This is a genomic window from Arthrobacter sp. BC5, assembly GCF_056680255.1.
Genome location: NZ_JBWXPX010000002.1, coordinates 120,410 through 146,304, shown reverse-complemented (window position 1 = coordinate 146,304; position 25,895 = coordinate 120,410). Strand labels below are relative to the sequence as shown.

Annotated in this window: 24 protein-coding genes, 2 pseudogenes and 1 riboswitch; of the genes and pseudogenes, 8 read left to right on the top strand and 18 right to left on the bottom strand. The window is 63.8% G+C overall.

Translation table 11 applies throughout. The annotated features are described in order from the left end of the window. Positions 1-91: 91 nt before the first annotated feature. The 4 genes from AC1MFI_RS18260 to AC1MFI_RS18245 all read right to left on the bottom strand — a co-directional run bounded on the left by AC1MFI_RS18260 (position 92) and on the right by AC1MFI_RS18245 (position 2,327). The gene (locus AC1MFI_RS18260; RefSeq protein ID WP_019483736.1) at positions 92-424 is read right to left on the bottom strand and encodes a helix-turn-helix transcriptional regulator; all 333 of its coding nucleotides are present in this window, start codon (positions 422-424) and stop codon (positions 92-94) included. A 70-nt stretch (positions 425-494) separates the two neighbouring features. Then, positions 495-692: a hypothetical protein gene (locus AC1MFI_RS18255; RefSeq protein ID WP_019483735.1), complete on the bottom strand. Its 198-nt coding sequence runs from the start codon at positions 690-692 to the stop codon at positions 495-497. 32 nt (positions 693-724) lie between these two features. Continuing rightward, positions 725-1,087, bottom strand: coding sequence for a helix-turn-helix transcriptional regulator (locus AC1MFI_RS18250; protein WP_019483734.1), 363 nt, complete (start codon positions 1,085-1,087; stop codon positions 725-727). 58 nt (positions 1,088-1,145) lie between these two features. Then, the gene (locus AC1MFI_RS18245) at positions 1,146-2,327 is read right to left on the bottom strand and encodes a TerC family protein (RefSeq protein WP_019483733.1); all 1,182 of its coding nucleotides are present in this window, start codon (positions 2,325-2,327) and stop codon (positions 1,146-1,148) included. A 501-nt stretch (positions 2,328-2,828) separates the two neighbouring features. On the opposite strand from AC1MFI_RS18245, the gene heR reads away from it, so the two are divergent. From heR to AC1MFI_RS18230, 3 genes are all read left to right on the top strand, one after another. Continuing rightward, positions 2,829-3,668: a heliorhodopsin HeR gene (gene heR / locus AC1MFI_RS18240; protein ID WP_019483732.1), complete on the top strand. Its 840-nt coding sequence runs from the start codon at positions 2,829-2,831 to the stop codon at positions 3,666-3,668. Between the two features lie 157 nt (positions 3,669-3,825). Further along, a complete protein-coding gene (locus tag AC1MFI_RS18235; RefSeq protein WP_479821140.1) occupies positions 3,826-4,398 on the top strand; it encodes a recombinase family protein in 573 nt (190 codons plus the stop codon). Between the two features lie 87 nt (positions 4,399-4,485). Beyond that, positions 4,486-7,452, top strand: coding sequence for a Tn3 family transposase (locus tag AC1MFI_RS18230; protein ID WP_479821138.1), 2,967 nt, complete (start codon positions 4,486-4,488; stop codon positions 7,450-7,452). A 33-nt stretch (positions 7,453-7,485) separates the two neighbouring features. Here AC1MFI_RS18230 and AC1MFI_RS18225 read toward each other — a convergent pair. The 3 genes and pseudogenes from AC1MFI_RS18225 to AC1MFI_RS18215 form a co-directional block, all read right to left on the bottom strand. After that, positions 7,486-7,671: pseudogene (locus AC1MFI_RS18225) on the bottom strand (IS30 family transposase); the annotation flags it as partial. A 70-nt stretch (positions 7,672-7,741) separates the two neighbouring features. Beyond that, positions 7,742-8,992, bottom strand: a complete 1,251-nt coding sequence (locus AC1MFI_RS18220) for an IS256 family transposase (RefSeq protein ID WP_479820873.1) — start codon at positions 8,990-8,992, stop codon at positions 7,742-7,744. A gap of 345 nt (positions 8,993-9,337) precedes the next feature. Further along, positions 9,338-10,042 (bottom strand): hypothetical protein, encoded by a 705-nt coding sequence (locus AC1MFI_RS18215; protein WP_479821136.1) that lies wholly within the window; start codon positions 10,040-10,042, stop codon positions 9,338-9,340. A gap of 568 nt (positions 10,043-10,610) precedes the next feature. Here AC1MFI_RS18215 and AC1MFI_RS18210 point away from each other — a divergent pair. Next, on the top strand, positions 10,611-11,141 hold the full coding sequence (locus tag AC1MFI_RS18210; RefSeq protein WP_479821134.1) for a sigma-70 family RNA polymerase sigma factor: 531 nt from the start codon (positions 10,611-10,613) through the stop codon (positions 11,139-11,141). A 135-nt stretch (positions 11,142-11,276) separates the two neighbouring features. Then, on the top strand, positions 11,277-12,059 hold the full coding sequence (locus tag AC1MFI_RS18205; RefSeq protein WP_400484837.1) for a CHRD domain-containing protein: 783 nt from the start codon (positions 11,277-11,279) through the stop codon (positions 12,057-12,059). 33 nt (positions 12,060-12,092) lie between these two features. Here AC1MFI_RS18205 and AC1MFI_RS18200 read toward each other — a convergent pair whose 3' ends face one another. Next, entirely contained in the window at positions 12,093-12,296 is a 204-nt protein-coding gene (locus AC1MFI_RS18200; protein ID WP_479821293.1) for a hypothetical protein, read from the bottom strand. A gap of 61 nt (positions 12,297-12,357) precedes the next feature. Here AC1MFI_RS18200 and AC1MFI_RS18195 point away from each other — a divergent pair. Further along, positions 12,358-12,804: pseudogene (locus AC1MFI_RS18195) on the top strand (class F sortase); the annotation flags it as partial. Positions 12,805-12,836: 32 nt separating this feature from the next. Then, a complete protein-coding gene (locus AC1MFI_RS18190) occupies positions 12,837-13,877 on the top strand; it encodes a DsbA family protein (protein WP_479821132.1) in 1,041 nt (346 codons plus the stop codon). Positions 13,878-13,994: 117 nt separating this feature from the next. On the opposite strand, the gene AC1MFI_RS18185 is transcribed toward AC1MFI_RS18190, so the two are convergent. Then, a complete protein-coding gene (locus AC1MFI_RS18185; protein WP_479821131.1) occupies positions 13,995-14,972 on the bottom strand; it encodes a cytochrome c oxidase assembly protein in 978 nt (325 codons plus the stop codon). Positions 14,973-15,169: 197 nt separating this feature from the next. Continuing rightward, entirely contained in the window at positions 15,170-16,114 is a 945-nt protein-coding gene (locus AC1MFI_RS18180; RefSeq protein WP_479821129.1) for a LysM peptidoglycan-binding domain-containing protein, read from the bottom strand. Positions 16,115-16,116: 2 nt separating this feature from the next. Next, a riboswitch (cyclic di-AMP (ydaO/yuaA leader) is annotated at positions 16,117-16,342 on the bottom strand. 314 nt (positions 16,343-16,656) lie between these two features. Here AC1MFI_RS18180 and AC1MFI_RS18175 point away from each other — a divergent pair. Next, positions 16,657-17,046 (top strand): metal-sensitive transcriptional regulator, encoded by a 390-nt coding sequence (locus tag AC1MFI_RS18175; RefSeq protein ID WP_479821128.1) that lies wholly within the window; start codon positions 16,657-16,659, stop codon positions 17,044-17,046. Between the two features lie 236 nt (positions 17,047-17,282). On the opposite strand, the gene AC1MFI_RS18170 is transcribed toward AC1MFI_RS18175, so the two are convergent. The 8 genes from AC1MFI_RS18170 to AC1MFI_RS18135 all read right to left on the bottom strand — a co-directional run bounded on the left by AC1MFI_RS18170 (position 17,283) and on the right by AC1MFI_RS18135 (position 25,894). After that, positions 17,283-17,588 carry a DUF4913 domain-containing protein gene (locus tag AC1MFI_RS18170; RefSeq protein ID WP_479821285.1) on the bottom strand — a complete coding sequence of 102 codons (306 nt, stop codon included), beginning with the start codon at positions 17,586-17,588 and terminating at the stop codon, positions 17,283-17,285. A 65-nt stretch (positions 17,589-17,653) separates the two neighbouring features. Beyond that, complete coding sequence (locus tag AC1MFI_RS18165) at positions 17,654-19,333, bottom strand: type IV secretory system conjugative DNA transfer family protein (RefSeq protein ID WP_479821126.1); 1,680 nt, start codon at positions 19,331-19,333, stop codon at positions 17,654-17,656. After that, positions 19,330-20,871 carry a hypothetical protein gene (locus AC1MFI_RS18160; protein ID WP_479821124.1) on the bottom strand — a complete coding sequence of 514 codons (1,542 nt, stop codon included), beginning with the start codon at positions 20,869-20,871 and terminating at the stop codon, positions 19,330-19,332. Before AC1MFI_RS18160 ends, AC1MFI_RS18165 begins: the two co-directional genes overlap by 4 nt. Beyond that, positions 20,871-22,403, bottom strand: a complete 1,533-nt coding sequence (locus AC1MFI_RS18155) for an SCO6880 family protein (protein WP_479821123.1) — start codon at positions 22,401-22,403, stop codon at positions 20,871-20,873. The genes AC1MFI_RS18160 and AC1MFI_RS18155 overlap by 1 nt, the downstream gene beginning before the upstream one ends. Further along, entirely contained in the window at positions 22,400-24,115 is a 1,716-nt protein-coding gene (locus AC1MFI_RS18150) for a hypothetical protein (RefSeq protein ID WP_479821122.1), read from the bottom strand. Before AC1MFI_RS18150 ends, AC1MFI_RS18155 begins: the two co-directional genes overlap by 4 nt. Further along, a complete protein-coding gene (locus tag AC1MFI_RS18145; RefSeq protein ID WP_479821121.1) occupies positions 24,115-24,930 on the bottom strand; it encodes a DUF8175 domain-containg protein in 816 nt (271 codons plus the stop codon). Before AC1MFI_RS18145 ends, AC1MFI_RS18150 begins: the two co-directional genes overlap by 1 nt. 40 nt (positions 24,931-24,970) lie before the next feature. After that, positions 24,971-25,276 (bottom strand): hypothetical protein, encoded by a 306-nt coding sequence (locus AC1MFI_RS18140; RefSeq protein WP_479821120.1) that lies wholly within the window; start codon positions 25,274-25,276, stop codon positions 24,971-24,973. A 15-nt stretch (positions 25,277-25,291) separates the two neighbouring features. Continuing rightward, a complete protein-coding gene (locus AC1MFI_RS18135) occupies positions 25,292-25,894 on the bottom strand; it encodes a DUF6668 family protein (protein ID WP_479821119.1) in 603 nt (200 codons plus the stop codon). Position 25,895: the final 1 nt, after the last annotated feature.

Genomic DNA, 25,895 nt, shown 5'->3' with positions numbered 1-25,895 from the left:
ATCTCCCGACGATGCATGGCATTGCGGTGAGGTCGGGCCAGGACACCGGCCGGCAGTGACCTGATGCTGGTGGGGGTACGGGTGGGCGCTCTCACGTTCTGTCCTTCCGTGTCGTTGTAGCGGTTGATCCGAAGATCGATAGGAGTGCGTCGACTTCCTGATGAGCGATCGCTGGGTGGCGAAAGTGCTGGTGCGCGTTGATGACATAGCGTGTGCGCCGTCCTTCCTTGATGCGCTGCAGGTATCCCGTGTCCTCCAGGTCCTTCAGGATGTGCAAGGTGGCCCTGCCGGTGATCCCGACCCGTGCGGCTATGTCATCGACCAGGGCGCTCGGGTCCCCAGCGACCACGATGAGGACATGCCCGTGGTTCGTCAGGAAAGTCCACGAATGGGCGTGGGCACCTCGTTGCTCTGGTGGCGTCATTAACGGTTGCTCTTCTGCTGGTGTCGGCCTCGCGCGCGCCAGAGGTACTGCGCCGCTTCTGATCTCAGAGCTATTCGTCACTGTCCTCGTCCTGCCCGTCGTCTTGTCCGTCGTCTTGTCCGTCGGGGCTGCCGTCTTGGTTTTCGGCGTCTTCCTGCTCCTCGACTCCCGGTCCTTGCGGCACTTGCGTGTCGTCGCATCCGGTGATCAGCAACGCCCCTGTAAGGAGGAGCCCGGACCCGAGGAGGGCTGTTCTGCGGTGTTTCATGAGGAGTTTCCTTCTGGTCGTAGCCCGGGGTCCTAATAGCGTGTATCGGCTGGCGATTGAGTGAAGATCGCCAGGAGCGCACCGATCTCCTTGTGCGAGGTCGCCGGGTGGCGGAAGTGCTTGTGTGGGTCGATGGTGTAGCGGGTGCGCCGTCCCTCCCGCATCCGGTACAGGTACCCGGTGTCCTCCAGATCCTTCAGGATCTGCAGTGTCTTGCGTGGGCTGATGCCGACCGTGGCGGCGATGTTCTCGACCAGGGGGTGCGGGTCCGTCGCGACGACCAGCAGCACATGCCCGTGCTGGGTGAGAAACGTCCACGGGTGTCGTCGGGCGGTGCGGCGGCTGGTGTACAGGTCGACTGGTGTGGTGGGTCGATTGGTGGGCGCTGATGGCATTGTGATTCCTTTCCTGGACAGGTTTTGTTACGAGTGAGGGATGACGACAGCTCGGTGGCTAGTGGCGCGGTGCGTCGAAGTGGTCACCGCTGGAGGAGCGACCCGGTGTGCTTTGATCACCGCTGTGTGCGGCATCGTCCACCGGATCCTGATCAGCGTCAGGTGCCGGCGCAGCATCGACTGATGCGGCACGCGAGGCGCCAGGTGATGGGGCCTTGGCTGTGGTTTCCCGGCGGGTTCGCTTCCACAGGGGCTCGAGTTCTGCCAGTTCCTCGGGTTCCGCGGTGCGGAAGGGCGCTTCGGCGGGCGCAGGTGGTTCATGGCGTCCCTGGCCGCGGGTCTTGATGAGGCTGGCCGCGATGGAGACGGTGAGGATGGTGGTGATGACGGCGAGGGAGATCGTGGTGGGGATGTAGTAGAGGTCGATCTTCAGGGCCATCTTGATGCCCACCCAGATCAGGACGATCGCGAGTCCGATCTTGAGGTACACGAAGCGGTGGATGAGGTCGGCCAGGAGGAAGTACATGGCGCGCAGACCCAGGATCGCGAAGGCGTTGGCGGTGAAGACGAGGAACACCTCGTCGGTGACGGCGAAGATCGCAGGAATGGAGTCCACGGCGAAAACGATGTCGGTGACTTCGACCAGGACCAGGACCGCTAGAAGCGGGGTGGCGAGCAGGATCCCGTTCTTGCGGATGAGGAACCGCTGGCCATGGAAGGCATCGGTCATGGGCACGTAGCGGCGGAAGAGTTTCAGGGCACGGGATTTTGAGGGGTCGATGTGTTCGTTACGCTGGATGAGCATCCGGTACCCGGTGAAGAGCAGGAACGCGGCGAACAGGTAGAGGACCCAGCCGGCGCTGGCGATGATCGCGGATCCGGCGGCGATGAAGATCGCCCGGAAGACCAGGGCGCCGAGGACCCCGAAGAACAGGACCCGGTGCTGGTACTCGCGGGGGACGGCGAAGAACGTAAAGATGATGGCCCAGACGAAGACGTTGTCCACGGCCAGGGACTTCTCGATGAGGTAGCCGGCGAAGTACTGCTGACCGAACTCGGCCCCCCAGAACCGCCACACGATGGCGCCGAACGCGACGCCGAAGAACACCCAAACAGCCGACCAGGCCGCGGCCTCACGGACGCTGATCACATGGGCTTTACGGTGGGCAACGAGATCGACGACGAGCATAATCAGGATGAAGCCGATGACGGCGAACCAGACCCACAACGGGACGTCCATGAATAAGCACCTTCCAGTTAGTTGTTGAACCAAATGGAGGTCTCTCCCGGCCGAGCGGAATCGGCCCTGTCCGCCGGAGGATGCTGGGATCCTCGTAGTGACGACGAACGGACAGGGGATACTCCCCTCCATGTACTGACAAGTGAAGAACAGTTCACCCATTATGGGAAGGGTTCTATCGACGACGTTCGCGTCCTGCTGTGCCGACTGCCTTGACGACGCTGGAGAGGAACCGCTCTTCGCCACGCTCTCTTACTGGAGGACTCAGATGAACCACTCGCCCTGGCGACCACCGGGAGCATGCTGCAACTGGCCGGAGGTGGGCGGTCGATCCGATGCGATGCTGCGGTTGGACCTGGACCTGGACCTGGACCTGGGCCTAGAGCAACAGAACTGCTGAAAGACTAATTGCTGAGAGACGAAGCATTCCTAGGCACACTGAATGGTCAATGTTAGCTTGATGGCCCCGGACGATTTAGGTTCGCTCTTATCAGGAGTGCCATGACCCGTGCAGCCCGCTCAAACTCAGACATCAGTCCGGCTGACGTGAGCGATGTGAGCCCTCATAGCTTCCGTCGACTGCGACGCATCAACGTCGTAGCCGGCTCGCTGCACCTCCTGCAGGCCGTGATCTTCACGATCATCCTGGCGATGCTCGACAACCAGGTCACGTTTCCCGTCACCGCGGACTACCTGGCAGGACCGCCCGGATTCCCGCTCCCGCCCGAGCGCGTGGAACTCTTCGCGGTCAACGTGGGCGCCGGCGTCGTGGTGTTCGTGGCACTGTCCGCCCTCTTCCACTTCGCGGTTGCCTCACCGGCATTCTTTCCGCGCTACGAAGCCGGCCTGAGGGTCCAACACAACTACTTCCGCTGGGTCGAGTACTCGCTAAGCTCGTCCGTGATGATCTGGCTCATCGCGCAAACCACCGGAATCACCGACATCGCAGCCCTCATCTGCCTGTTCGCCGTCAATGCGGCGATGATCGGCTTCGGCGCCCTTCAAGAGAAGTATGAGAGGCCCGGTAGCGGCAATTTCTTACCCTTCATCCTCGGATCACTGGCGGGGATCGTGCCCTGGATCGCCATTTTGATCTACTTCCTGTCCATCGGATCTACGAGCGCGGCGGAACCGCCCGCCTTCGTCTACGGGATCATCATCTCGCTGTTCCTGTTCTTCAACATTTTCGCCATCAACCAGCTGCTCCAGTACCGGCAGGTCGGTCCCTGGCGTGACTACCTGTACGGCGAACGCGCGTACATAATCCTCAGCCTCATCGCCAAGACCGCCCTAGCCTGGCAGGTGTTCTCCGGCGCGATCATCCCTGCCCTGACTAACTGAGCGGCACACCGGCGCTGGTGGGCCACCGAACGCTGCAAGAACCACGCCACTTATCGCTGCGATCCACAGGAGTAGCGCAACCACGTGGCTCATTTTGTAACGGTTCCCGTGTACGAGGCTATGTAACGCCTAACCCGGTTAGTGATACGTTTTGGTGATGCGAGTCGGATACGGACGGGTCTCCACCCGCGATCAGCACCCCGAAGCCCAGCACGACGCCCTGACCGCGGCCGGCTGCGAACAGATCTTCCTCGATATGGCCTCAGGGAAACTGGCACGCCGGCCCGAACTGGACAAGGCCCTGCTCTCGGCCAACAGGGCAGGGGATCAGCTTGTCGTCACCAAGCTCGACCGGCTCGGCCGGTCGCTGGAAAACCTCATCGATTTATCCAAGACGCTGCAGGAACGCGGAGTGGACCTGGTCGTCCTGGACCAGGGCATCGATACCTCCACAGCCATCGGTCGGATGTTCTTCCAGATCCTCGGCTCGATCGCCGAGTTCGAACACGCCCTCATGTCCGAACGGACCCGCGACGGGCTGACCGCGGCCCGTGCGCGGGGACGGACCGGCGGGCAGAAACCAAAACTCGGTCCGCGCCAAGTCAAGCTGGCCCGCGAAATGTATGAAGAGAAGGGCCCCGACGGGAAACGGACCCACACTGTAGAGCACATTGCCCAGGAATTCGGCGTCACCCGACCCACCATCTACCGGCATCTGGCGAAACCATGAGCGGTGCCCGTGCGCTGCAGGTAAATCCGCTGCAGGTAGAGATGGTGGCCCCGTGGGGCGGCAACGTAGCGGCACAGGAAATCTGAGGTGGCCTTGCGTTCCCTGCTCACGGTGGCCGAGCGCGGCCAGATCCTGGCAACGCCCACCGAACCCCAGGACCTCGAAGCCCACTACACCCCCAGCCATGGGGACATGTCGTTGATCCGGCAACGCCGCGGGGACGCGAACAGGTTGGGCTTTGCCATCCAACTGTGCCTGCTGCGCCACCCGGGAATCGCGCTGGCCCAAGACACTGAGGTGGCTCCTGAGCTGGTCTCATGGATGGCCTCCCGTCTGGCCGTTCCCATTGATGCGTGGGACGAGTACGGAACACGTGAGGAAACGCGGCAGGAACACGGACGGGAGATCCGCGCGTATCTGGGCATATCCACGTTCGGCATCGCGGACTTTCGCCAGCTCGTGGAGCACGTCAGTAAGGTGGCCGCACACACGGACAAGGGCCTGCTCCTGGTGAAGAGCGCCATGGACTTCCTCCAAACACAGAAAATTGCATTGCCGAGGATCGGGATTATTGAAAGGGCCTGCGCCCAGGCGCTGACCCGGGCGAACCGGCGAATCTACGCCACCTTGGGTGAGCAACTGTCCGTGGGCCACCGGCAACGGCTCGACGGGCTGCTGCGCCGCCGCCCCGATCGTTCCGGAACGGAAATCGGCTGGCTGCGCCAGGCGCCACTGCGACCGAACGCACGGGCAATGAATGAGCACATCGACCGGCTCACCACCTGGCGTGCGCTGGACCTGCCCTGGGCGGCGGGCCGGCTGGTCCACCGGAACAGGCTGTTGAAGCTTGCCCGCGAGGGTGCCTCCATGACCGCGGCCGACCTGGCCAAATTTGAACCCGCACGCCGGTACGCGACCCTCTTCGCCATGGCCACCGAAAGCATGGCAACCGTCACCGACGAAATCATCGAGCTGCACGACCGGATCATTGGCCGGCTCATCCGGACCGCGCAGAACAAGCAAAACCAAGCCACCCTGGCGTCCCGTTCCACCGTCGCCGCCATGATGCGCCTGCACTCCAGGCTCGGTGATGCCCTCTTTGAGGCCAAGGAAAACGGCGAAGATCCCTTCATCGCGATCGAAACGGCCATCGGCTGGGAATCCCTGGCGACAAGCATCGCCCACGCCAAGGAACTGACCCGGCCAGGCCTTGAAGACCATTTGGCTCTCGTCAGCACCCACTTCACCACCCTGCGCCGCTACACGCCGGCGTTTCTTGCCGTTCTTGACCTCCACGCAGCGCCCGCAGCACAAGACCTGCTAGACGCAATCAATGTCATCCGATCCCTGAACAGCACCGGCGCCAGAAGGCTCCCGGACGATGCACCCACCTCGTTCATCCGGCCCCGGTGGAAACCTCTGGTCTTCACCGACACCGGCCTGAACCGGGGCTTCTACGAGTTCTGTGCCCTCGCAGAACTCAAAAACGCGCTGCGCTCCGGAGACATGTGGGTCACCGGATCCCGCCAGTTCCGCGACTTCGATGACTACCTTCTCGCCGGCCCCGCCTACACCGGCATGAAAACCACCGAAAAACTTCCCCTGGTCACGGTCGACGGAAACCCCCGATACCTCCAGGACCGGCTGGCCCTCCTTCAGGAACGACTGAAGGAAGTCAACGAGCTGGCCTCCCGCGATGAACTACCCGGGGTGCTGATCACCGGCAAGGGCGTGAAAATTACCCCGCTGGAGACAATCGTCCCCGCGCACGCCCAGCCCCTGATAGACCAGGCCAGTGCCATGTTCCCACGCATCCGGATCACCGACCTGCTGATGGAAGTCGATAGCTGGACCGGATTCACCCGCCACTTCACCAACCTCAAATCCGGCCAACCGTCCAAGGACAAACAACTTCTCCTCACCGCCATCCTGGCCGACGGAATCAACCTGGGCCTGACGAAAATGTCCGAGTCCTGCACCGGCGTCACCTATGCCCAACTGGACCGCCACCAAGCCTCCTACATACGGGATGAAACCTACAGTGCCGCCCTGGCGGAGCTGGTGAACACTCAGCACGTCCACCCCTTCGCCACGCACTGGGGTGATGGCAGCACCTCGTCCTCGGACGGGCAGCGCTTTCGTGCCGGCAGCAAAGCTGAATCCACCGGGCACGTGAACCCGAAGTACGGCGCCGAACCCGGACGGCTGGTCTACACGCACGTCTCGGACCAGTACTCGCCCTTCCACAGCAAACTCATCAACGTCGGAGACCGCGACGCGACCTACGTCCTGGACGGACTGCTCTACCACGAGTCCGACCTCGCGATTCAAGAGCACTACACCGACACGGCCGGATACACCGATCACCTCTTCGCTCTCATGCACCTGCTCGGATACCGGTTCGCACCCCGAATCCGCAACATCGGCGATACCCGCCTCTACACACCCACCAACGACCCGGGGCACGCCACGTTGGCACCGCTGATCGGCGGGAGCCTCAACACCAAAACGATCACCGCACACTGGGACGAGATCCTCCGCCTCGCCGCGTCCATCAAAACCGGCACCGTGACCGCGTCCCTGATGATGCGAAAACTCGGCGCCTACCCCCGCCAAAACGGGCTCGCCACCGCCCTGCGGGAACTAGGCAGACTGGAACGGACCCTCTTCCTGCTCGACTGGCTCCAAGACCCCAGCCTGCGCCGCAAAGTCACCGCCGGCCTGAACAAAGGCGAAGCCCGGAACACCCTAGCCCGAGCGGTCTTCTTCAACCGACTCGGCGAAATCCGCGACCGGTCCTTCGAGCAGCAGCGCTACCGCGCCAGCGGGCTGAACCTCCTCACCGCCGCCATCGTTCTCTGGAACACGGTCTACCTCGACCGCACCATCACCACCCTCAACAAAGACAAGAACACCACAGACCTTGAGCTACTGCGGTTCCTCTCACCACTGGGATGGGAACACATCAACCTCACCGGCGACTACACCTGGCCCCGCGCCAACCACATCAAACCCGGCAAATACAGGCCGCTACGGCGCCCAGCAAAACCTTAGCGTCGGATAATTCACTTTTTCACAAGCCACCCCCTGATGCGTCAGGTGTCGGCAGTTCTGTCGAGGAACACTCGGCTTGATGCCACCGTAGCCACGGAGGAAGTACTGGACCACGTGCGCGGGCTGCCCAACCCGGTCACCGACCTGTCGGAAGGACTCACCGTCCCGCCAGCCCTCCCAAATCGCCTGCTGCTGCTCCATCGTGAACTCCACACACACCTCCACCACTCATCCTGCCCGGGTGGTGGGGACTGTCCGATAAACGGTGTGTGGGGTCCGGCGGTTTTCATCAGTAAGTGGTCTTCTCGAACCGGCCCGCGAAGGTAATCGCGAACGCGTTGAGCGCCGGCTTCCACCTGATCACCCAGCGTGCTTTGCCGCCGCCAGTGGGGTCAAGGGACCGGGTCACGAGATACAGGCATTTCAGCGCCGCGGCCTCGTTCGGGAAGTGGCCCCTGGCGCGCACCGCTCGGCGGTAGCGGGCGTTGATCGACTCGATCGCATTCGTCGTGCAGATGACCCGTCGGATCTCCACGTCGTATTCGAGGAACGGCACGAATTCCGCCCAGGAGGATTCCCAGAGGTTTACGATCGCCGGATACCGCTGGCCCCACTCGGCTGCGAACTCCGCGAACCGGTCCTTCGCCGCCGCTTCGGACGGCGCGGTGTAGACGGGTTTGAGGGCTTTCACGATTCCGTCCCGGTGTTGCCGGCCGGCGTAGCGGAAGCTGTTGCGGATCAGGTGCACGACGCATTGCTGCACGACGGTCCGCTCCCAGGTCGTGTTGATCGCCTCGGGCAGGCCTTTGAGCCCGTCGCAGACGGCGATGAGCACGTCCTCGACGCCTCGGTTTTTCAGCTCGGAAAAGACCTGCAGCCAGAACCTCGCTCCTTCACCTCCGTCGCCGGCCCAGATGCCCAGGATGTCGCGTTCCCCGTTCGTGGTGACGCCCATGACGACGTAGAACGGGGTGTTGCGGACCTGCCCGTCCCGGACCTTGACCACGATCGCATCAACGAAGAGGACCGGGTAGAGCGGGTCCAGCGGACGGGAAGCCCACTCGCCCAACTCGCCGGCGACCTTCTCCGTGATCCTCGAGATCGTGTCTTTGGAGACCTTGGCCCCGTAGACCTCCTCGAAATGCGCGGCTATTTCACCCGTGGTCAGTCCGCGGGCGGAGAGGGAGAGGACGATCTCGTCGATGCCGTCCAGGCGTCGTTTCCGTTTGGGTACGATCACCGGCTCGAACGAACCGTCCCGGTCCCTTGGCACTTCGATTTCGACCGGGCCGATCTCGGTCAACACCGTCTTCGGCCTCGTACCGTTGCGCATGTTCTCTGCGATCGGTGTCTGCCCGTGCTCGTGCCCGAGGTGCTCGGTCAGCTCCGCTTCCAGAGCGGTTTCCAGCACGTTCTTCGTGAGCTGGCTCAACAAGCCACCAGGGCCAACCAGGCTCACGCCCTGCTCCTTCGCCTGGGCGAGCAGGCGTTCAGCAAGGTCCTTCTGATCGATGGTTTCTCCCGTCACAGGATCGATCATCGCCTCTGATACTTCGGTCGTGAAGTCGTTCACGGCCATCTCCTCTCGGATCAGGCCGAACCCTCACACACCGTTTTTCTGACAGTCCCGGGTGGTGGTGCGTTGACCGGTTGAGACCGCCATCCTTTGGTGCGACAGGTCAAATGAGGACGTTCCGGGGCCGGGGCCCCTTGTGGTCAGGCAGCGTGAGGTCCGGTTGCAGCGGAGGTTTAAACACCTCAAGGCGATGGTCGTTGAGGCTATAGTGCTTGCTTCCATTAGATAAGAGAGGTCTTGGCGGTTCTGTAAAACACACCACTGTCTCTCAAGGGAGGATGCTCTCCTTTAGGAGGAGGAACCCTTAAGTCAGGAGCAGGTGGTCCTGTCGATCGTGATGTTCAGGTCATGAGGCACGGAGAATTCTCGGCCCGGTGATGAGAACCCGACGACGACATCGTCGGCTGTGCCGCGCTGTGCGTTATCTTCAAGCGCCACGGACACCACGATGTTGATGTGCTTGTCCGGTTCGAATTGGTACCCCACTGCAGGTACTGGTTCCACCGTGAACGTACTTGGTTCGGAGGCGGTGGGAGTGGGCGCCGGGGTGTCATGGGCCGCTGGCGCGTGCTCGCTTGGTCCGACAGCGGGCGCACCGTGATTTCCGTGGCCCTCGCGGTTGGCCGGGGTAATCATGGCGCTGACCTGAGTCAGCCCCTGAGCATCGCCGAGGCTGATGTCGTCAAAGGTGAAGGTCTCGAGGGTCGGATTGTGCAGCATGATCGTGTACCGGAGGAAGCTATCCTTTGGCTGCACACCGCAAAGTCTGGCGCCGTCCACCCCGATGTTCAGCGGATCATCGTCGAGATCCTCGGTGATGAAGGATGCCGCGGACTCTCCAGCAGGATCGCTTGGTGTGTCTTCCGTGCCTGAAGCATCAACGACCCCCTGATCCTTTGACTGACCACTGTTGACGTTCAGGGGATCCTGTTCCACGGCACCGCACCCGGTGAGTCCGGCAGCCAGGACGAGCCCTGCAGCGAACCAACGCAAGCGAATGTGCTGTGCTTCCATGATGCGTCACACGCCTTGAGGGGTAGCCGGGGCCCATGGTGGTGCCATGGGCGCTTTCTCGTGTGATTCGGAGCACTTCAGCTGGAGGTTTGGTCTGACTCATAACTGCTACGGCGGTTAGTGCTCTGAGGATCGTCGACAAGACAGCGGCAGCGAGATCATTGATGCAAAGGAAGCGCCGGACGTCGGTGGCGGAGGAGGCCGCGTACCGTCGTCCGGCGCCATAGATTGTGTGTTTTGCACGCAATCCACATCACTCGCACATGAGGATGATGCTGACAGTACAGCCTCTGTCTAGGTGAGGGCTGTGAATCCCAGCGCCTCCCGGCGTCGACGGTAATCTCCCACTAGTCCGCGGATATTTGAGCTGCCAAAGGCAGACAGTGCTCGCCATGCGCGGGCCCATACTCAGCGAAACGGGCGGTCAGTCGGGCGGGTCACGATTGGTCCATCAAGAATACTGAAAAAGCACACCCGCGACAGGAGGCACGCCATCAGCTCGAGCGCCCGTGACGCCGGTGATCCCAGCGACGCCGGTGATGTGGCTTCGTCCTCGTTTCGCCGACGAATGGGCGAGCTGCTCATCAAGATTGCAGAACGCGATGAGGTCGCCTTCGCGGACCTTCTGACGTCCATGGGGCCCAGGGTGTATACCCTGTGCACCCGGATGGTGCTCGATGAGCAGGTCGGTCTCGAGATCATTCAGGACGTCTTCCTCGAGGTCTGGCGGAAGGCACACACCTATGATGCGGCGCTGGGGAACGCGGATACCTGGGTCACGATGATCGCGGTCCATCGTGCAACGGACCGCTTCCGGTCCGAAGACCGGGCCAAAAGGCACGAAGCTGATTACCTCACCCGCATGTACACCAGGGAATACGACCACACATCGGAAACAGCCCTCGACATGGTCGAGCAACAGTGGATTCGAGCATCGTTGAAGTACCTTTCCCCCGTCCAGGCCCGTGCGGTCACCCTGGCGTTCTATGACGGATTCACCTACGAACAGGTTGCGGCCCACCTCGGGATCCCCCTACCCACGGTGAAAAGCCGGATCAGGGACGCCCTCATTCGGCTTCGCAAAGCCCCTACGCGATAGGTACTCCTCCTGTGCTTTTGGAGGGATTAGAAAAATGATCAGCCATCACACCAATCCAAGGACTTAAGTGCCTCGAATCACAGCTAGACGTGCCCGCATGGGTACGCGCTCACCGCACAGTGAAGGATTCATCTCATGAACAAGAAAATGCGGCTTCTCGCAGTACCGACCCTCGCCCTTGGCGTCGTCGCCATGGCCGGGGCCCCAGCTATGGCCGCCCACGCGTCCGGCTCCTACTCCTCCACCCTCGGCCAGCTCAACGGCACCACGGGTACCGGAACCGTCACCGTTGACGTCGAAGGCACCACCGCAACCGTGAACCTGCAGGTCAACGGCCTTGCCGAGACCTTCATGGATGGCCCCTACCCCCACGTCCAGCACATCCACGGCCTCGCCCTGGGCACCTGCCCGACCGACGCCGATGACGCCAACAGCGACGGCATTGTCAGCGTCACCGAAGGTGCCGGCAAGTACGGTGGAATCCAGACTACGCTGACCACCAGCGGCGCCACCGGACCCGAAGAGGGCCTGAACCTTGCCCTCGGTGGCCAGGGTGGAAGCTACAACATCCAGCGCAGCTTCGAGATCAACCAGGGCACCCAGGACGCCCTCGACGCCGGCACCGCCGTCGTCGTCGTCCACGGCCTGGATCCCGCAACGGCCGGCGTCTCCGAGGAAGTCTTCAACTCCCCGAGTGACCTCGACCCCAAGCTCCCCCTCGGCGCCACCTCACCGGCACTGTGTGGAAACCTCGCCGCAACCCAGATGGGCGATATGCCTTCCGGTGGCGCTGACACCGGTGTCGCACAGGAGACCGGCAGCAACGTGGGCATGCTCGCCCTCGGTGGCGGCCTCGTCCTCGCCGTTGCAGCCGGCGGAACCTACGTCGTTCGTCGTCGCGTAGCCGACCAGGCGTAATCCACCAAGAACAACGAACTGATCGGACAGCATTCACACCATGATTAGTTCACCCAGCGACCGCCGCAGAAACTTTCTCGTTTCTGCGGCGGTCGCCGCTTTAATACTGACCGGATGCGGAAACAGCACCGCCTCCGACGGATCTCCTGCCGCGCCACCCACAGCCACGGCAACCTCCTCCGCCGCTGGACCCGCGCCGTCTGCAGCACCCAGCACCGCACCCTCTGCAACGGCCACGCCGGCAGAGGCCGCGCCTGCCACCGCCGCCCCGGTCCCAGCGCAACCGCCGGTACTACCAGCGTCCACTCCCACCTCCTTCTCGATCCCGGCTATCGGTGCCGGATCTGACCTCCTCGCGTTGGGGCTGCGAGACAACGGCTCCCTCGAGGTGCCGCCGGACGGGCCCGGCGCGCCCGCCAGCTGGTACAACCAATCCCCCACCCCCGGAGAACGCGGACCGGCCGTCCTGCTCGGACACGTCAATGCCACCGATGGAGGACCTGGCGTATTCGCGGACCTGCGCGCTCTCAAGCCCGGTGACATCATCGAGATCGCCAGAGAAGATGGCACGACGGCGCGCTTCGCCGTCGACCGCGGAGAGCAATACCCCAAGGACAACTTCCCGACCCTGAAGGTCTACGGAAACACCGAAGGCTCAGAACTCCGTCTGATCACATGCGACGGCTACGACCCTGACACCGGAGAATTCGACGACAACTACGTCGTCTACGCCAAACGCGTCTGACAAGAAGCACCTCTGGACGAGGCGGTCGTGCGATGAAGCACCTCACGTCCCTCACCGCTCGTCCTCGCTGCATGCACCTTGCCCGTACCGCCCTCGCCCTGACCGCTTGTCGTGCCCGGCCAGCCACGGTGAATACGGCCATAGCTCGGGCACTGCCACGACCGGCAGGACAATCCGAGCGGGATAGTTCACGGTACGATGTATTTGATGTGCCGCGGTGGCACCATCTCGGGCGGCACGTTCCGACAGACGACCCACCCGACGCCAGCGAACAGGAACATCTGTTCAAAACCGTCGGACGTGACAGGATCGGCACCTTCTTCATGAACCCCTGGTTTGCAGCCATGATCCCCCTGGCCATCATCGTGGTGCTGGGTTCCATTGCCTTTTTCATCGGCATCAAGGGGTACCTGTCCAACGATCGAGACGAGACCGATCGGGCCCCCGAGCCGCCGTCCACTGCAAGGAACTCCCCCGCACCCCAGGCAGCGCCCAACACGAGCTCGACCGAACGAGCGACACAACTTAATACCTTGCGGGGGACTATCGTCGCCAGTGATCGATTGGTGTCGCGTGCTTCCCACGAACGGGCTGTCCTGGTGCAATTCATCGACCTGTACGCGCCGGGCACCATCTCCATCCAAGAGTTTCTCTCCAACCTCCGGGCGGACTACTCCCGACGCGTCACCTTCGTCGCACGTCACCTGCCCACGAATGACCAAGCGCACCTGGGGGCCACAGCCCTGGAAGCCGCCGACCGTCAGGGATGCTTCCTTCCCTTCCTGGAAGCCATCACGCTGGGCCCGGACGCTCAGGAACTCCCCCGCCTGCACACCAGCGTCACCACGGACACCTATCTGGCCGTTGCCCGTGAGCTCGGACTCGACAGCGGACAGTTCGAAGCTGATATGCGAAGCTCCGACGTGCAGGCACTCATCGAGGCCGACCGGGCCGAAGCCGCAGGCGTCGGCATGACCCGGGCCCCCGCACTGATCCTCCTCGATGACCAGAACCACAGCGCTTTGACGTCACTCGATGACTTCCGTGAAGCGGTTCGACTCGTCGCAAGCTAGCCATCCCGGGCGCTTACCTCGAACCACCGCGTACTGAACTCGAGGGTCAGACGAGCTGGAGGGCACTGAACGACGAGGATGCTGCGCCAGGCGTACTGCTCGCGGGTCGACGTCTGGTTATCGTTGCCGATCCTGGCGTTCCGAGCGTTGCCTGAGCTGCTCGAGGTAGGCGTTGTATGCGTCGAGCTCCGGGGTTCCCTCCCTGTTGTGCTTCCGCTCGGTAGCGCGCGAGGTCACTGTTTCGTCGCGTTGCCAGCGCACCATGATGATCAGCAGCATCAGCACCGACGGCAACTCCCCATAGGACCAGGCCAACCCGCCGGCGATACCCTGATCGGTCATCGGATCAACGTCCCATCCCACGGGCAGAGTGCCGAAGAAGTCGACGACAGGTGTGGTGGCCATCATCAGGACGACGCCGAAGAACGCATGCAGCGGCATTTCGGCGAAGATGTCGAGGAACCGGCCAAAGTGGGACTGCTTCACCGGCAGTGGGTCCGTCGATAGCACGGGGACGGTGAAGAGCACACCGGAAATCAGGAACAGCAGTTCCAGGGTGATGTGCCCGTACCAGGACGGCAGCATCGCGTCGGCGATACCGCTGAGGTAGACACCATAGAAGCTGACCAGGAACACCGGGATCATGAACGCCGGATGGAGAACAAGCCGGGCGGACCTCGAGCGCAGTCCTGCGTGGGCGAGCCGGAGGATCGGGCGCCCGAGCCCACGGTGCGGGGTTGCCCGTAGCAATAGGGTGCCGGGCCTGCCTAGTACCAGAAGAGGGGGAACGGCCATCATGAGAGTCAGCTGCTGGAACATGAACACCGAGAACATGCGGAGCCCGTAGCCCTCGACTCCTGCGCCCATGGTGATCATGATGATGATGCAGCCCGCCAGGAAGATTGCCGTCCGCCATACCGGCCAGGAACGCCCCATCGACCACAGGCGGATGGCGCCGGCCAGGTACAGCACACCCAGAACCAGGGCGATTCCGGGAATCAGCGGGATGGGTTGCAGTGTCGGCGCCAGGTAGGTCTCCCACGACGGCGCGGCCTCCGGTATCCAAACTGGTCCACTAACCCACGGATCATTCACTAATTCACAACCATCCCAACGTCACGGTCTCACCACGGTCTAGCTCATCAATATTTAGGGACGGTGTCCGGCGGTCGACTTCCACAGCAGCCCCCGAAAGCAAAGAAATGCGGGCAATGAAATAGCGGTGAGCACCCCCGTCCAGGGCACTCACCGCTATCTCAGCTTGAGGGCAACCACTTCACCAGAGGGTGAAGTTAACCTGCGACACGCACGAAGGACGAACCGGCGAGGTCCGACAGCGGGTGCTCCATCGTGGCGTTGATGCCGTTCATGCCGCTGCTGATGACCTTGCCGCCACCGACATAGATGGCGATGTGGCCGGGGCGGATCACGAGGTCACCCGGTGCCGGGGTCGCAACGACGGTTCCGTACTGGTAGAACTGCGTGGGGCCGAGGTCTCCGACGTTCTTGCCGATGGAGCGCAGGGCCCGCTCGACGAGGATGGTGCAGTCCTGGGTGGACCCGAGCTGACCGTAGGCCGAGGCGACAAGGGCTGCACCGACGCCGCTGGCGGGGACCGCAGGAGCCGCGGGGGCCGCCGGGGCGATCGGGGCGATGGTGGCGGAGGTCAGCTGGATGCCGGCCGGTGCGGCTGCGGGTGCCACTGCGGCAGCTGCGGGGGCGGGTGCCACTGCGGCAGCTGCGGGGGCGGGTGCTGCGTAGAAGACCTGGCTGGCAGGTGCTGCAGCGGGGACAGCTGCGGGGCTGACAGCGGCGCTGGCTCCACCGGAAAGCTTGATCTGCTGTCCGGGGTAGATGACCGACGCGTAGGAGAGGCCGTTCTGGGCCAGGAGCGTGTTGAGGTTCAGGCCGTGCTTGGCAGCGATGGCGCCCATGGTGTCGCCGGCGACGACGGTGTGGATTCCGGCTGCAGCGGCAGGAGCTGCAACAACTGCGGGAGCGACGGGTGCGGCTGCGACGGGGGCCTGGGCTACGGTGCCCGTGGTGGCTTCCTGGGTGTAGGTGCCGGCCTGTGCGGGGGCGCCGACGGCGAAGACGAGGCCGCCGGTTGCTGCTGCGATGATGGCCGGCTTACCCAGTGCTACTGCACCGGTCTTCGCGGAGTGCGACAGGCCTTCGAGGGCGATGGAGTGGGTGACGACGGCGCGGTGGCGCGCCGGAATGGACGTACGTGACATGGTGATTGCCTCTCCCATGCCTGCGGGGTGAGCTGTCGGGTTCGGATGGGAGTCACCCGGCCGTCCTCAAACCAGTCCTATGACAGCCGCAGTAACGCAGTGCAGGAATGAGCTGATGGATCGACTTAACCCCGAGGGTCAACGCACGCAGGGAATCTAGGGCGCGTGCGGTGGCCCGGTGGAAACTTGGTTCCCCCGTCCCTGCCAACTGGATTGTACGAACGGATCCCGGGAGCAGCGGCAGGGCTCGGCATTCTGCGCGGGAAAGCGATCTCGGCGGGTGCCGGGATCACCTGAGGAGAATACCCCAGGGCGGTATGAGAAGTCACGTTCGTATAACGAGGCTCGGCGTGTCGCCACCACACGCGGCTTAATGGCCTGTTACCAAGCACCAGCGGAACTTCTAGCACCGCTATTCGTTCACCCCGCCCCTCATCGTTGACGGATACTAGTGGGGGCCATGTATCTCGCATGGCCGAGGACCGCATCAACGGCTACCTGCGCCGGGCAGCAGCGCGCCGACGATGATGAGGGGAACGACCATGACCACCCACACCGCGCCGAAGCTCAGCCTCAGCACTGACACCGCAGTACAGCCAGCCGACCAGACGGACCCGCCCAACGAGGCAGCACCTCATCAGCACGGATATGCGACCGACAAGAGCGCCTACTTGCGCCGGCTCAAGCGCATCGAAGGTCAGGTCCGCGGAATCTCACGCATGGTCGAGGACGATAAGTACTGCATCGACATCCTCACCCAGGTCGCTGCGGTCAACAGCGCCATGCATGCCGTCAGCCTGGGACTGCTGGAAAGCCACCTGCAGCACTGTGTCGTTGACGTAGCCCACGAAGCTGCAACACCTGGTTCCTCCGACATCGTCGACGCCAAAGTCAAGGAAGCGACCCAGGCCATTAGCCGCCTCCTGCGCTGAAAGTACCCCACCAAGACACGCAGAGCACTGGACGGGCCCCGCACGCCTACCTGACGCGCGCCCTGATCCTGCCCTGCCTGCCGCCAGGGCAGCTGCACCAGAAGGGTGCCGGAGCGTGATTCAACACATCACGTCAGAAGGGCTAAGGGGACTGAAACAAGGCTTGTATAACAAGCCTTGTTTCAGTCCTCTAAAGCGAATACGCCGTGGTGGCAGCGCTAGCCTTTAGAGGCGACTCACCAAGACCATCCGCTTGGGGGTTGCTCCGCAGCCAAGATCCGCCGGGTGGTTTTGGCCACATGGGTAGTCCCACATTCACCAAAAGGACCGCGCTTGGCGAACAGGATGCTTGCGTGGTTGTCGAAGTGATCAACCCACCAACTCGACATCGCACCGTCTGCCTGTGCTTCCAGCCACCGCTCGTGCAGGGCACGGAGACGGTCGACTGCCTCCGCATGATTCCACCACTGGGAGCACCAGTGCTGCCCACTTGAGCGATCTACAGACTCCAGCCTGGAGACAATGTGTTCAACCCACTCCACGAGATCAGCAGGAGTAACTGCCTCAGCTTCCCGGCCGGAGTCTTCTCCGGTTGTTAGCTCATCACTCACGAGGTTTGCCTTGCCTTGATGCGCTCAACGGTGTCCCCGATGCGGGCGCTGATGGTTTTGTCCCGGAACCAGGGCACGGTACGCACGATGGTTCCACCCCCGTTGGAGGTTTTTACCCACGCCTGGTTAGCCGGAAGCTCGGAGAGTTGGGAGACGGACATGATGTCCCGCCTCTGGGTCTGCACGGACCGGGAGGACCCGTTCCTCGAGGTCGAACTGCTGCGGACCTTCGCGTCGTACTGACCGATCGTCTTGGACAGCGATTCGAGGAACTGTGTGTCGTCGGATCCACCGCCGTAGACCTTGATCGCGGCCGCCGACCAGAGCGTGTCCCACCCCGTCCGCTCGAGCATGGCCATCCCCTGCCCGCGTGTCTGGAAGTACGCGCTGACGACGATGCCCATCGACCCGAAAAACGAATACCACTCAGGCAGCTGCTTGAGCTTGACCACGTTCCCAACCTCATCCAGGTCAGCGACCAGCGGCACCGGCAGGCGACCGCCTGCACGCCGGGCGGCCTGCTGCGCTGCAGTGAACACCGCGTAGACGAGGGTCGACACGAATGCGGCACCAGAACCGCCAGCGTCCTGCGAGAGCAGGATCAGGGTGTCCTTGCCGGTCACGAACCGTGCCGGGTCAAACACCGGCACACCGGGGGTCGGCATCGACCATGCCACCAGCTCGTCATGCACCAGCGCTGAAGCCATGCGCTGCGCACTGGCTGCCACGGATCCGCGAGTGTCCTCCGGCTGGTCTCCCATGCCCTTCAACGCCGACGCCGGACCTGCATGCCCGGCCCGTTCAAGCAGGCCCGCCGGCTCCATGAAATCAGCACCGGCCACCCACAGCAGGACGTTCTTCATAGTGCCGCCGCTTTTCGCGGCAGCCAAAAGACACCAAGACAGGAAATCGCGTCCCTGCGAGTCAAACTGCGCATCACCGCGGCCGGATCCCGCACTGGGAGACGAGGATGATTCAAAGATTGAGGCGACCTCGCCGGCGCTCACCGTATCGGTGACGATCGTGAGCGGGTTGAAGATCATGGCCGGCCGGTGGCTGTCACGCCAGATCCGCTGCGGATCGAACAGCCACACAGTCCCGGTCTCGGAACGGGCCGCCAGGACCTCGGCGACGCCGTCGACCTTGTTGCTGGTCATCATGTAGGCGCCAGGTGCCTCCGTTGCGTGGCGGACGACCTGGGTCGTCGTCTTGCCGCGCCCGGTCCCCCACACATGGGTCGAACACTCCCGCCAGCCCTGCATAACCGCCTTGGTGCCGGTGTCGCCGGTGTACCCGATCGTCAGGCCCGGGCCGATACCCTCCGCCTCGGGGTGGAGGCGGGTGGCTTCGGTGAGGCGGGCATCGAGCATCGCCGGGCGCATCTTCCCGCCAGGACTCATCCGCCGGGACGCCTCCGCGGTCCGGGACATTGGGCGGGTGCTCCACCACGCAAAGGCAGCAATGACCACGACCGCTTCCGCGCCGAGCAACCAGCTCGCGGCCGCCGGCCACGGATCCCCGGTGGCAAGACCGATCACCAATGTGATCGGGTTCCATGACAGGTCGGTGTGAACCGGTGTGAACGCCTCCCCGAGGTGAATCAGGGTGACCGCGACGAATGCAGCCAGGACAACGCTCGAGAACGCAATGGCAGGGCCGTTCTCCTCGTTCCTCATCGGTTCACCTTCGCCTGCGCAGCAGCCCATGCCTGGTTCGTGTTGTGGGCCCTGAGTTCGCCGGCGGTGAGGTTCACCCGGAACGGCACACCGGGTTCGGACCCGGTTTTCAGCATGAACCGTCCCCGCCCGGGAGGAGGTGAGACCTGATTGGTGTTGGGGTTCATCGACCCTTCGGCTGACCAGCCGACCAGCATTGCCTTTTCCCGCTCTGAGATGGGGAACACCGTTTCGAGCAGGTCCATCTCGTTCTGCGCCAGCCCGCCGAGGATCTTCACGCTGGAGCGTTCCACGAAGCCGGTAGCGATTTTCGTCAGCTCGTCCGTGGACAGCTGCAGGTCCTTCATCGAGTGAGTGATCATCAGCTGCCCCAGACCCTTGGTTCGGTTCAGGCGGGTGATGGAGTCGATCTGGTGGACCAGCAGCTCAGATGCGCGCAGGGACTGCCACAGCTCGTCCATGATCATCAGGTGATGGCGTTCCTCCATCAGACCCGCGTCGGCGAGGGTTTTCGCGGCCGAGATGCCGGCCTGACCGTAGGACCAGCACACCGTCTGCACTGCGGCGCGGAGCGTCAGCTGGGATTCGTCGATGAGGGAAATGTCGAAGTCGACGGAGGTGTCGATCTTCATTTCCTTCGTGGTCTGCTGGCAGAACACGTCCCCGAACGGTCCGTGCTCGCCGAGGGCGTTGAGGCCCGCCAGGAGGTTCTTGACCTGCGGCAGGTACTCCGTGGACTCCTCGATGAGCAGCGCCGACTGGATCTGGGGAGGCGCGGACTTGATGGCGTCGACGACGTCGCCGACCAAAGGTTGCCGGTCCTCGCCTTCTGCCCTCTCGGCTGCCATGGCGATCGCCATGGACAGCACCGTCTGTTCCTGCTTCTTCGCGTCCAGCGGTTCCTTGAACACCAGTTCGATGAGCCCGGTGAGGGTCATCAGGCGCCGGGCGTGGATCTCAGCGCGCATCTGCCGCTGCAACGGGGCCGGAAGGCGTTCGAGTTCTCGCCAGAGCGGGCCTGCGTCGAGTGGGTTGATGGCCCCGACGCCGGGGGCGACCTGCACGACCTGCCCGTTGGTTTCCAGGACGACGCCGGCGAAGTCGGGTTTGAGGTCCCCTGCCACGAGGATCAGGAACCCCTGGTCGATCAGCGCCAACGCCATGCGGACGGCGACCGAGGACTTCCCCCGACCGTTCAGGCCCAGGATGAACCCGGACGGCGAGGAGATGATGCCGTGCAGGAACAGGCTGATCGGATCCCCGCACACCACAGAGCTGTTGAGCAGGTTCCGGCCCAGGACCGCACCGACCAGTGGGGAGGAGGTGCCGACGCAGAACGGCCAGAGGCCGGCGGTCTGGTTCGACGTGGCCGTGAACTCCGGCGGAGGTTCCACCCACGTCACCATGCCACCCTCGCGGACCCGCATGCCCTTCTCCGTGAGCTGCGGGAACGATGCAGCACTGACGGCGGCCGCCGCTTCGGAGCGGCCCAGGAACCGGTCCATGACCTTGTCGACGAGCTGGTCAAAGGCGGACATTAGAGGGCCTTCCTGACGTCGGAGGAGATGGTGGCCAGATGCTCTGGCACGAGCCCGAGCCCAAGGTTGAAGGAGAACGCGGCGTCGTCGTTGTAATCGCACGACCGCATGCGGATCTGGATGCCGGTGGCGGCGTTCCGCATGATCTTCGCTTCCACAGCCTGCAGCTGCTCAGGGCTCTCGACCGTCGCGGTGACACCGATGGCGAAGCGCACCAGTGCCGCCCCCTCGGCTTGCTCCCGCTCGGCCTTGCGTGCCTTCTCGAGGGCTATGATCTGCGAACTGGTCGGACGGCGACCCTTCTGGTTCGTGGCGAACTGCGCATTGGTGAGCGCCTGCGCGACCTGCTGCGCTGACTTCTCCGGCGGCTGAGGGCGGTAGAACACGGTGACGCGCTTCTGCAGCATGCTCGCATCCGGGCCCAGCAGTGCCACCAGGGCGTTCTCGCGGAACGTCCCGGCCGGTGGCTTGAACATCTGCCACGACTTGCTCGTCACCCCGGCGTGGTCGTACCGGCCCGGGTATCCGATCGTCCGGGCGGCCGAAGGCCCTACCTCGTGCCAAGTGAGGCCCGTCCCGTCGCCGGAGAGGCGGGCGCGCTCGACCGCGGCCGCGGCGCGCGGGTTGAACGCGACGTAGGTCTGGTCGGTCAGGTCAGCGGCCCGCATGAGAGACACGCTGCCCGCGCCGACGTCCTCGAGTTCTTCCTTGAAGCCCTGCAGGAGGGACTTCACATCGGCCACCAGCTCCTCGGCGGACCGTTCCGGCGCACGGTCCCCGTCATTGGCCTTGCCGCTGAACGTCAGTGCCACCCACTGCTCGAGCTTGGGCACGTCGAGGTTGAGGTCATTCACCACGTCATCCATCACCTGCCGGGCAAAGGCGGGCACCTCGTGGGACCCGGCCTGCTGCCGGGCCACCGCGATAGCGTCCGGCAGGCGTTCACCCGGATCGGTCGTCGACTGCGTCGTCACCGAAATCTGCTCGACCCGGGCGTTGGAACCGGCATCACGCTGGAACGCCGCCCATGACCCGACGAGCCGGTTGACGCGGTCCTGATCCAGCAGGCCCAGGCCGGAGGAGTTGGTGGAGAAGAACACGGTGCCGGTCTTCAGCTTCGGGTGCCACAGCATGACGCCCTCGTTGCCGAAGAGGTCCTGGAAGTCGATCAGCTCCGTCGCGGCCAGCAGGCCCGGTGCACGGAATGATCCGTCCGGGATCTGCGAGACGGGACCGGACTTGTAGACGGTTTTCCCGGCTTTCTTGGCCTTGGCGTGCATGCTGCGCGCCAGCCACCGCTCAGGCTTGGACCGACCATGACGGTCCTTCGAGCCAAGGATCGTGGCCGCGATGAACGCGACCAGCGCGATACCGACGGCCACCCAGATCTGCGAGGCCATGATCGCGATGAACACCCCGACTGCTCCCGCGCCCAGGACAACGGTCGAAGCCATCGAGAACCCCATCAGACCCGCCGTCCGGTCCTCTGCGATGTTGCCGTACTGCCTGACGATTGTCTGTTCCGTACTCAACTGTCATCCCCACTTTCCACTGCGCGTTCCATGTCCCTGACTGCGTTCTGCACCGCGTACTCGATGCGTTGCTGGTTCTGGGCTGACTTATCCGCCCCGGACGGCGCACCGGCCCGGAACCCCTCAGCCGTCGGTGACATCGCGGGTGCTGCCCCAGGAGCTTCCGTCGGAGGCCTGTCACCTGCTGCTGCGGGCTCGGCCCCGTTCGGTCCTCCAGCTGACGAGCCGCCATCACCGGCACCGGAACTGGTACCAGCTGGTGCTCCCGTCGGTGATTCCGTAGGTGCGCAGGTGCGCTCCGCCTGAGGTTGTGCGCCTGTCGGTCCAGGCGAACCTGATCCACCAGCACCGGCATCACTGACAGGGGACGTCTCTGCCCCTGATCGTTCCAGGCGCGGCTCCGCACCCGAAGGACCACCAGAACCGCTACCGGGACCGCCAGCACTTCCTCCAAGTGCCCCGCCACCTGCGTCCGAGGCCGGCGCGGCAGGTTGCTCCGGCCTCTGCTGCGCCCCGGACGGGCTGGCCCCACCAGTTCCGCCGCCGGTGCTACCTGCACCACCAGGCGTTGCAGTACCGGTGGCTCCGCTTCCGCCCCCACTGGCAGCGGCAGCACTGCTGCTGGTGCCTGCGGTCGCAGATGTTTCTGCGGCAGTGGCCGCACCAGTTGCAGCGGCACCTCCACCCGTTGCGGCCGCTTCCCCGGCCGTTGCTGCGGCCCCTCCACCAGTGACGGCGGCTGCGCCCCCGCCACCACCGCCTGCAGCTGCGGCGCCGGCTGCAGCGCCAATCCCTCCGGTGAGTGCTCCGATGGCGACGGCACCGCCGACCATTGCCAGGCCGGAGGCTCCCATACCCTGCGGTCCCGCGCTAACGGCAGGCACGAGGACCTTCGCCAAGGCCGGCATCGCAACACAGGCGCTGCTGATGATGACGAGACCGGTGATCAGGCCAATCGTGGTGTTCCCGAGCTCGTTGTCTGCGCTGCCGTTGATGCCTTTCAGGAGCGCGAGTCCTGCCCCGTACAGGATCGCTGCGGCGGGCTTGAAGAGGACGACGGCGGCGAGCCAGCCCACGGCCTTGTCGAAGGACTTCCGGCCACGCTCGGTCTGTGACGCGGCCGCGAAGATCGGGAGAACCCCGCACAATGCGATCGCCGCACCGTAGGAGAAGATCACGATGACCGCGTTGATGATCGCTCCGAGTAGGGCCAGGGGCACGATGAATAGGACGATGCCAGCGAGCTGCATGGTCATCGTGGTTCCTGCGAGGGCTTCCAAGCCCATCGCGGTTCCGAGCCCGTCTTCCTGCGCGGACCCGGAGATGGTGGTCACCAGCCACGGGGCGAGGACGTCGGTGACGCCGAACAGCAGACCCACCATCGGAACCGCGATCGCGGTCGTCAGAATGGTGCGCACCATGCCCATGATCAGGTTCTCGGTCGAGGCACGGTCCTGGTCGCGGGCGAGCTTGATGAGCGCAAACGCGGTCCCGATGACACCGGCCATGCCGACGAAGATCAGCGTCGACTGCTGGATGCGGTCGGTCGCGGATCCTGCACCCATGTCAGGTGCGCCGATTTTCAACCACCAGGTACCGACGAAGTTGATCATTTCCGTCAGGACCTGCACGACCCAGCTTGCGAGGAACTGGATCAGCTTTTCGATGGCGCTACCGGCAACGCCTTCAAGGAAGTCTCCGAAAAAGTCCATCAGCTGTCGGGCCCCCACTGAATGTAGGGCTGGCCCTGATACTGGCTTCCGGAAATCAGTTCGGTGCCGGAAGCCGGGTCAAGCTTCCAGTCTCCGTCCTCCCACACCAGATCGACCTGGCCGACGATCTTCTGCTCCAGCCCGTTCGGCGGAGTGAGGGTGTAGACGAGCTGGTAGGAAGCAGCGTTCTCGCTGTACTCGTTCTGTACATAACCAATAAGCGTCGAGAGCGACGCGGCAACGCCGTCACTACCCTCTTCGAGTCCATCACGGATACGCTGCGCTCTTTCGCCCAACAGCTCGCGGTTCGGTCCCTCTGCTACCGCTACTTCGAGGTCCTCAGCAGCCTCAACGCTCCTCGACGGATCCAAAGCGACTGCGAACGTCGCGGCCGCCATGAGCGATCCGGCCTCAGTATGTGCGTAGCCAACCCTCAATCCAGAGGGCTGCTTCTGGCATCCGCCGAACTCCGAAAACGGAACCACGCCATACCCGGCTGCTACCCATTCGTCGACTACCGGAGCACTGTCAGCCACAGATACCTCGTCGTTGTCGAGGTCCGCTTGGCAGTTCCACGCGACGTCCGCGTCCTCAACGGGTGTTGCCGTCGCGGACGCGGATGCTGGGGCGGATGATGGTGCTGTCTGCGTTGCGGCGGTGGTTGGGTCTGCTGCCGGTTCGTCGTTGCTGGGGAAGAGGAATACCCGCAGGCCCCATGCGAGGAGGCCGACCAGCACCAGGGCCAGCAGCATCACGGCGGCGCCGAACCACTTCGGGCGGGCCTTCGGTTCCTGGGTGGTGTCCTGTGTGCTCATCGTGTGTCCTTCTCTCGATCAGTTGGGTGGGCGTTGTTGCTCAGGTGATTGCAGTCCACACTGCACCCGAAGCGCCCAGCAGGCAGGCAGCGACCATAGGCCAGATGGGTGCCTCGATCTCGTTGCCCTGCCGGCGGTTCCTGCCGGCGGAGACCAGGCCGAAGATGAAGAACACGAACAGGACCAGGCCCGCGCCCCACAGGATCCACCCGATGACCTGCGTCAGGCCCTCGGTGCCGGGAGGCTGCGTCGGTGTGAAGGTCTGCGCCGAGAGCGATCCTTCACGAGTTGGGGTGAGCGCGTTGATGGTGGTCAGGGTGTGTGCTGCCAGAGTGTTTCCGAACATGGGAGTTTGCCTTTCTCAGTGCCCGGAGCGGGCGATCTTTTCGATTTTCCGGAGCACGCTTTTCAGTCGCGTCCCGGAAGCTTGTGGAGTGACGCCAACCTCGCGCCACGAGGGTTCATACGGTGCCGTCATAGCCACCGGGAACATCCGCGCGACCCCGCGCGCGAAGTCCAGGGTCGGCTTCGTCAGCCGGTTCTTCGGCCGGTCATGGACGATCACCAGGCCGACCAGTTCATAGGGCAGCTGACCGGACGCGGACTTACGGGCCAGCTGCTGTGCGGCCTCGAGCGAGGACGCACTGGTCGAGCAGACCAACAGGGCCCGGCCAGCGTAGGTCGGCTTCCGCTCGGATTCATCGACGACGTTCTCCGAGCACAAGCCCGCGAGGGTGCTGGTGCCGACGCCACCGGAGGCGCCGACCAGCCACAGGGTCACGCTGGTCACCGCCACGGGGGCTGCTGGTTCCGCTTCCTGAACAGGCTCTGCGGCGAGGGTTTGCTGAATGTTCCGCGGGCCCCGCAGCGATTCGCGCTGCCCGAGGATCGGGTCATCGTCGATCGGGTCTTCCTGCGGCTCGACCTCCGGCTCGTTGACGAACGGGTTGCGGTGCGGGGTCACG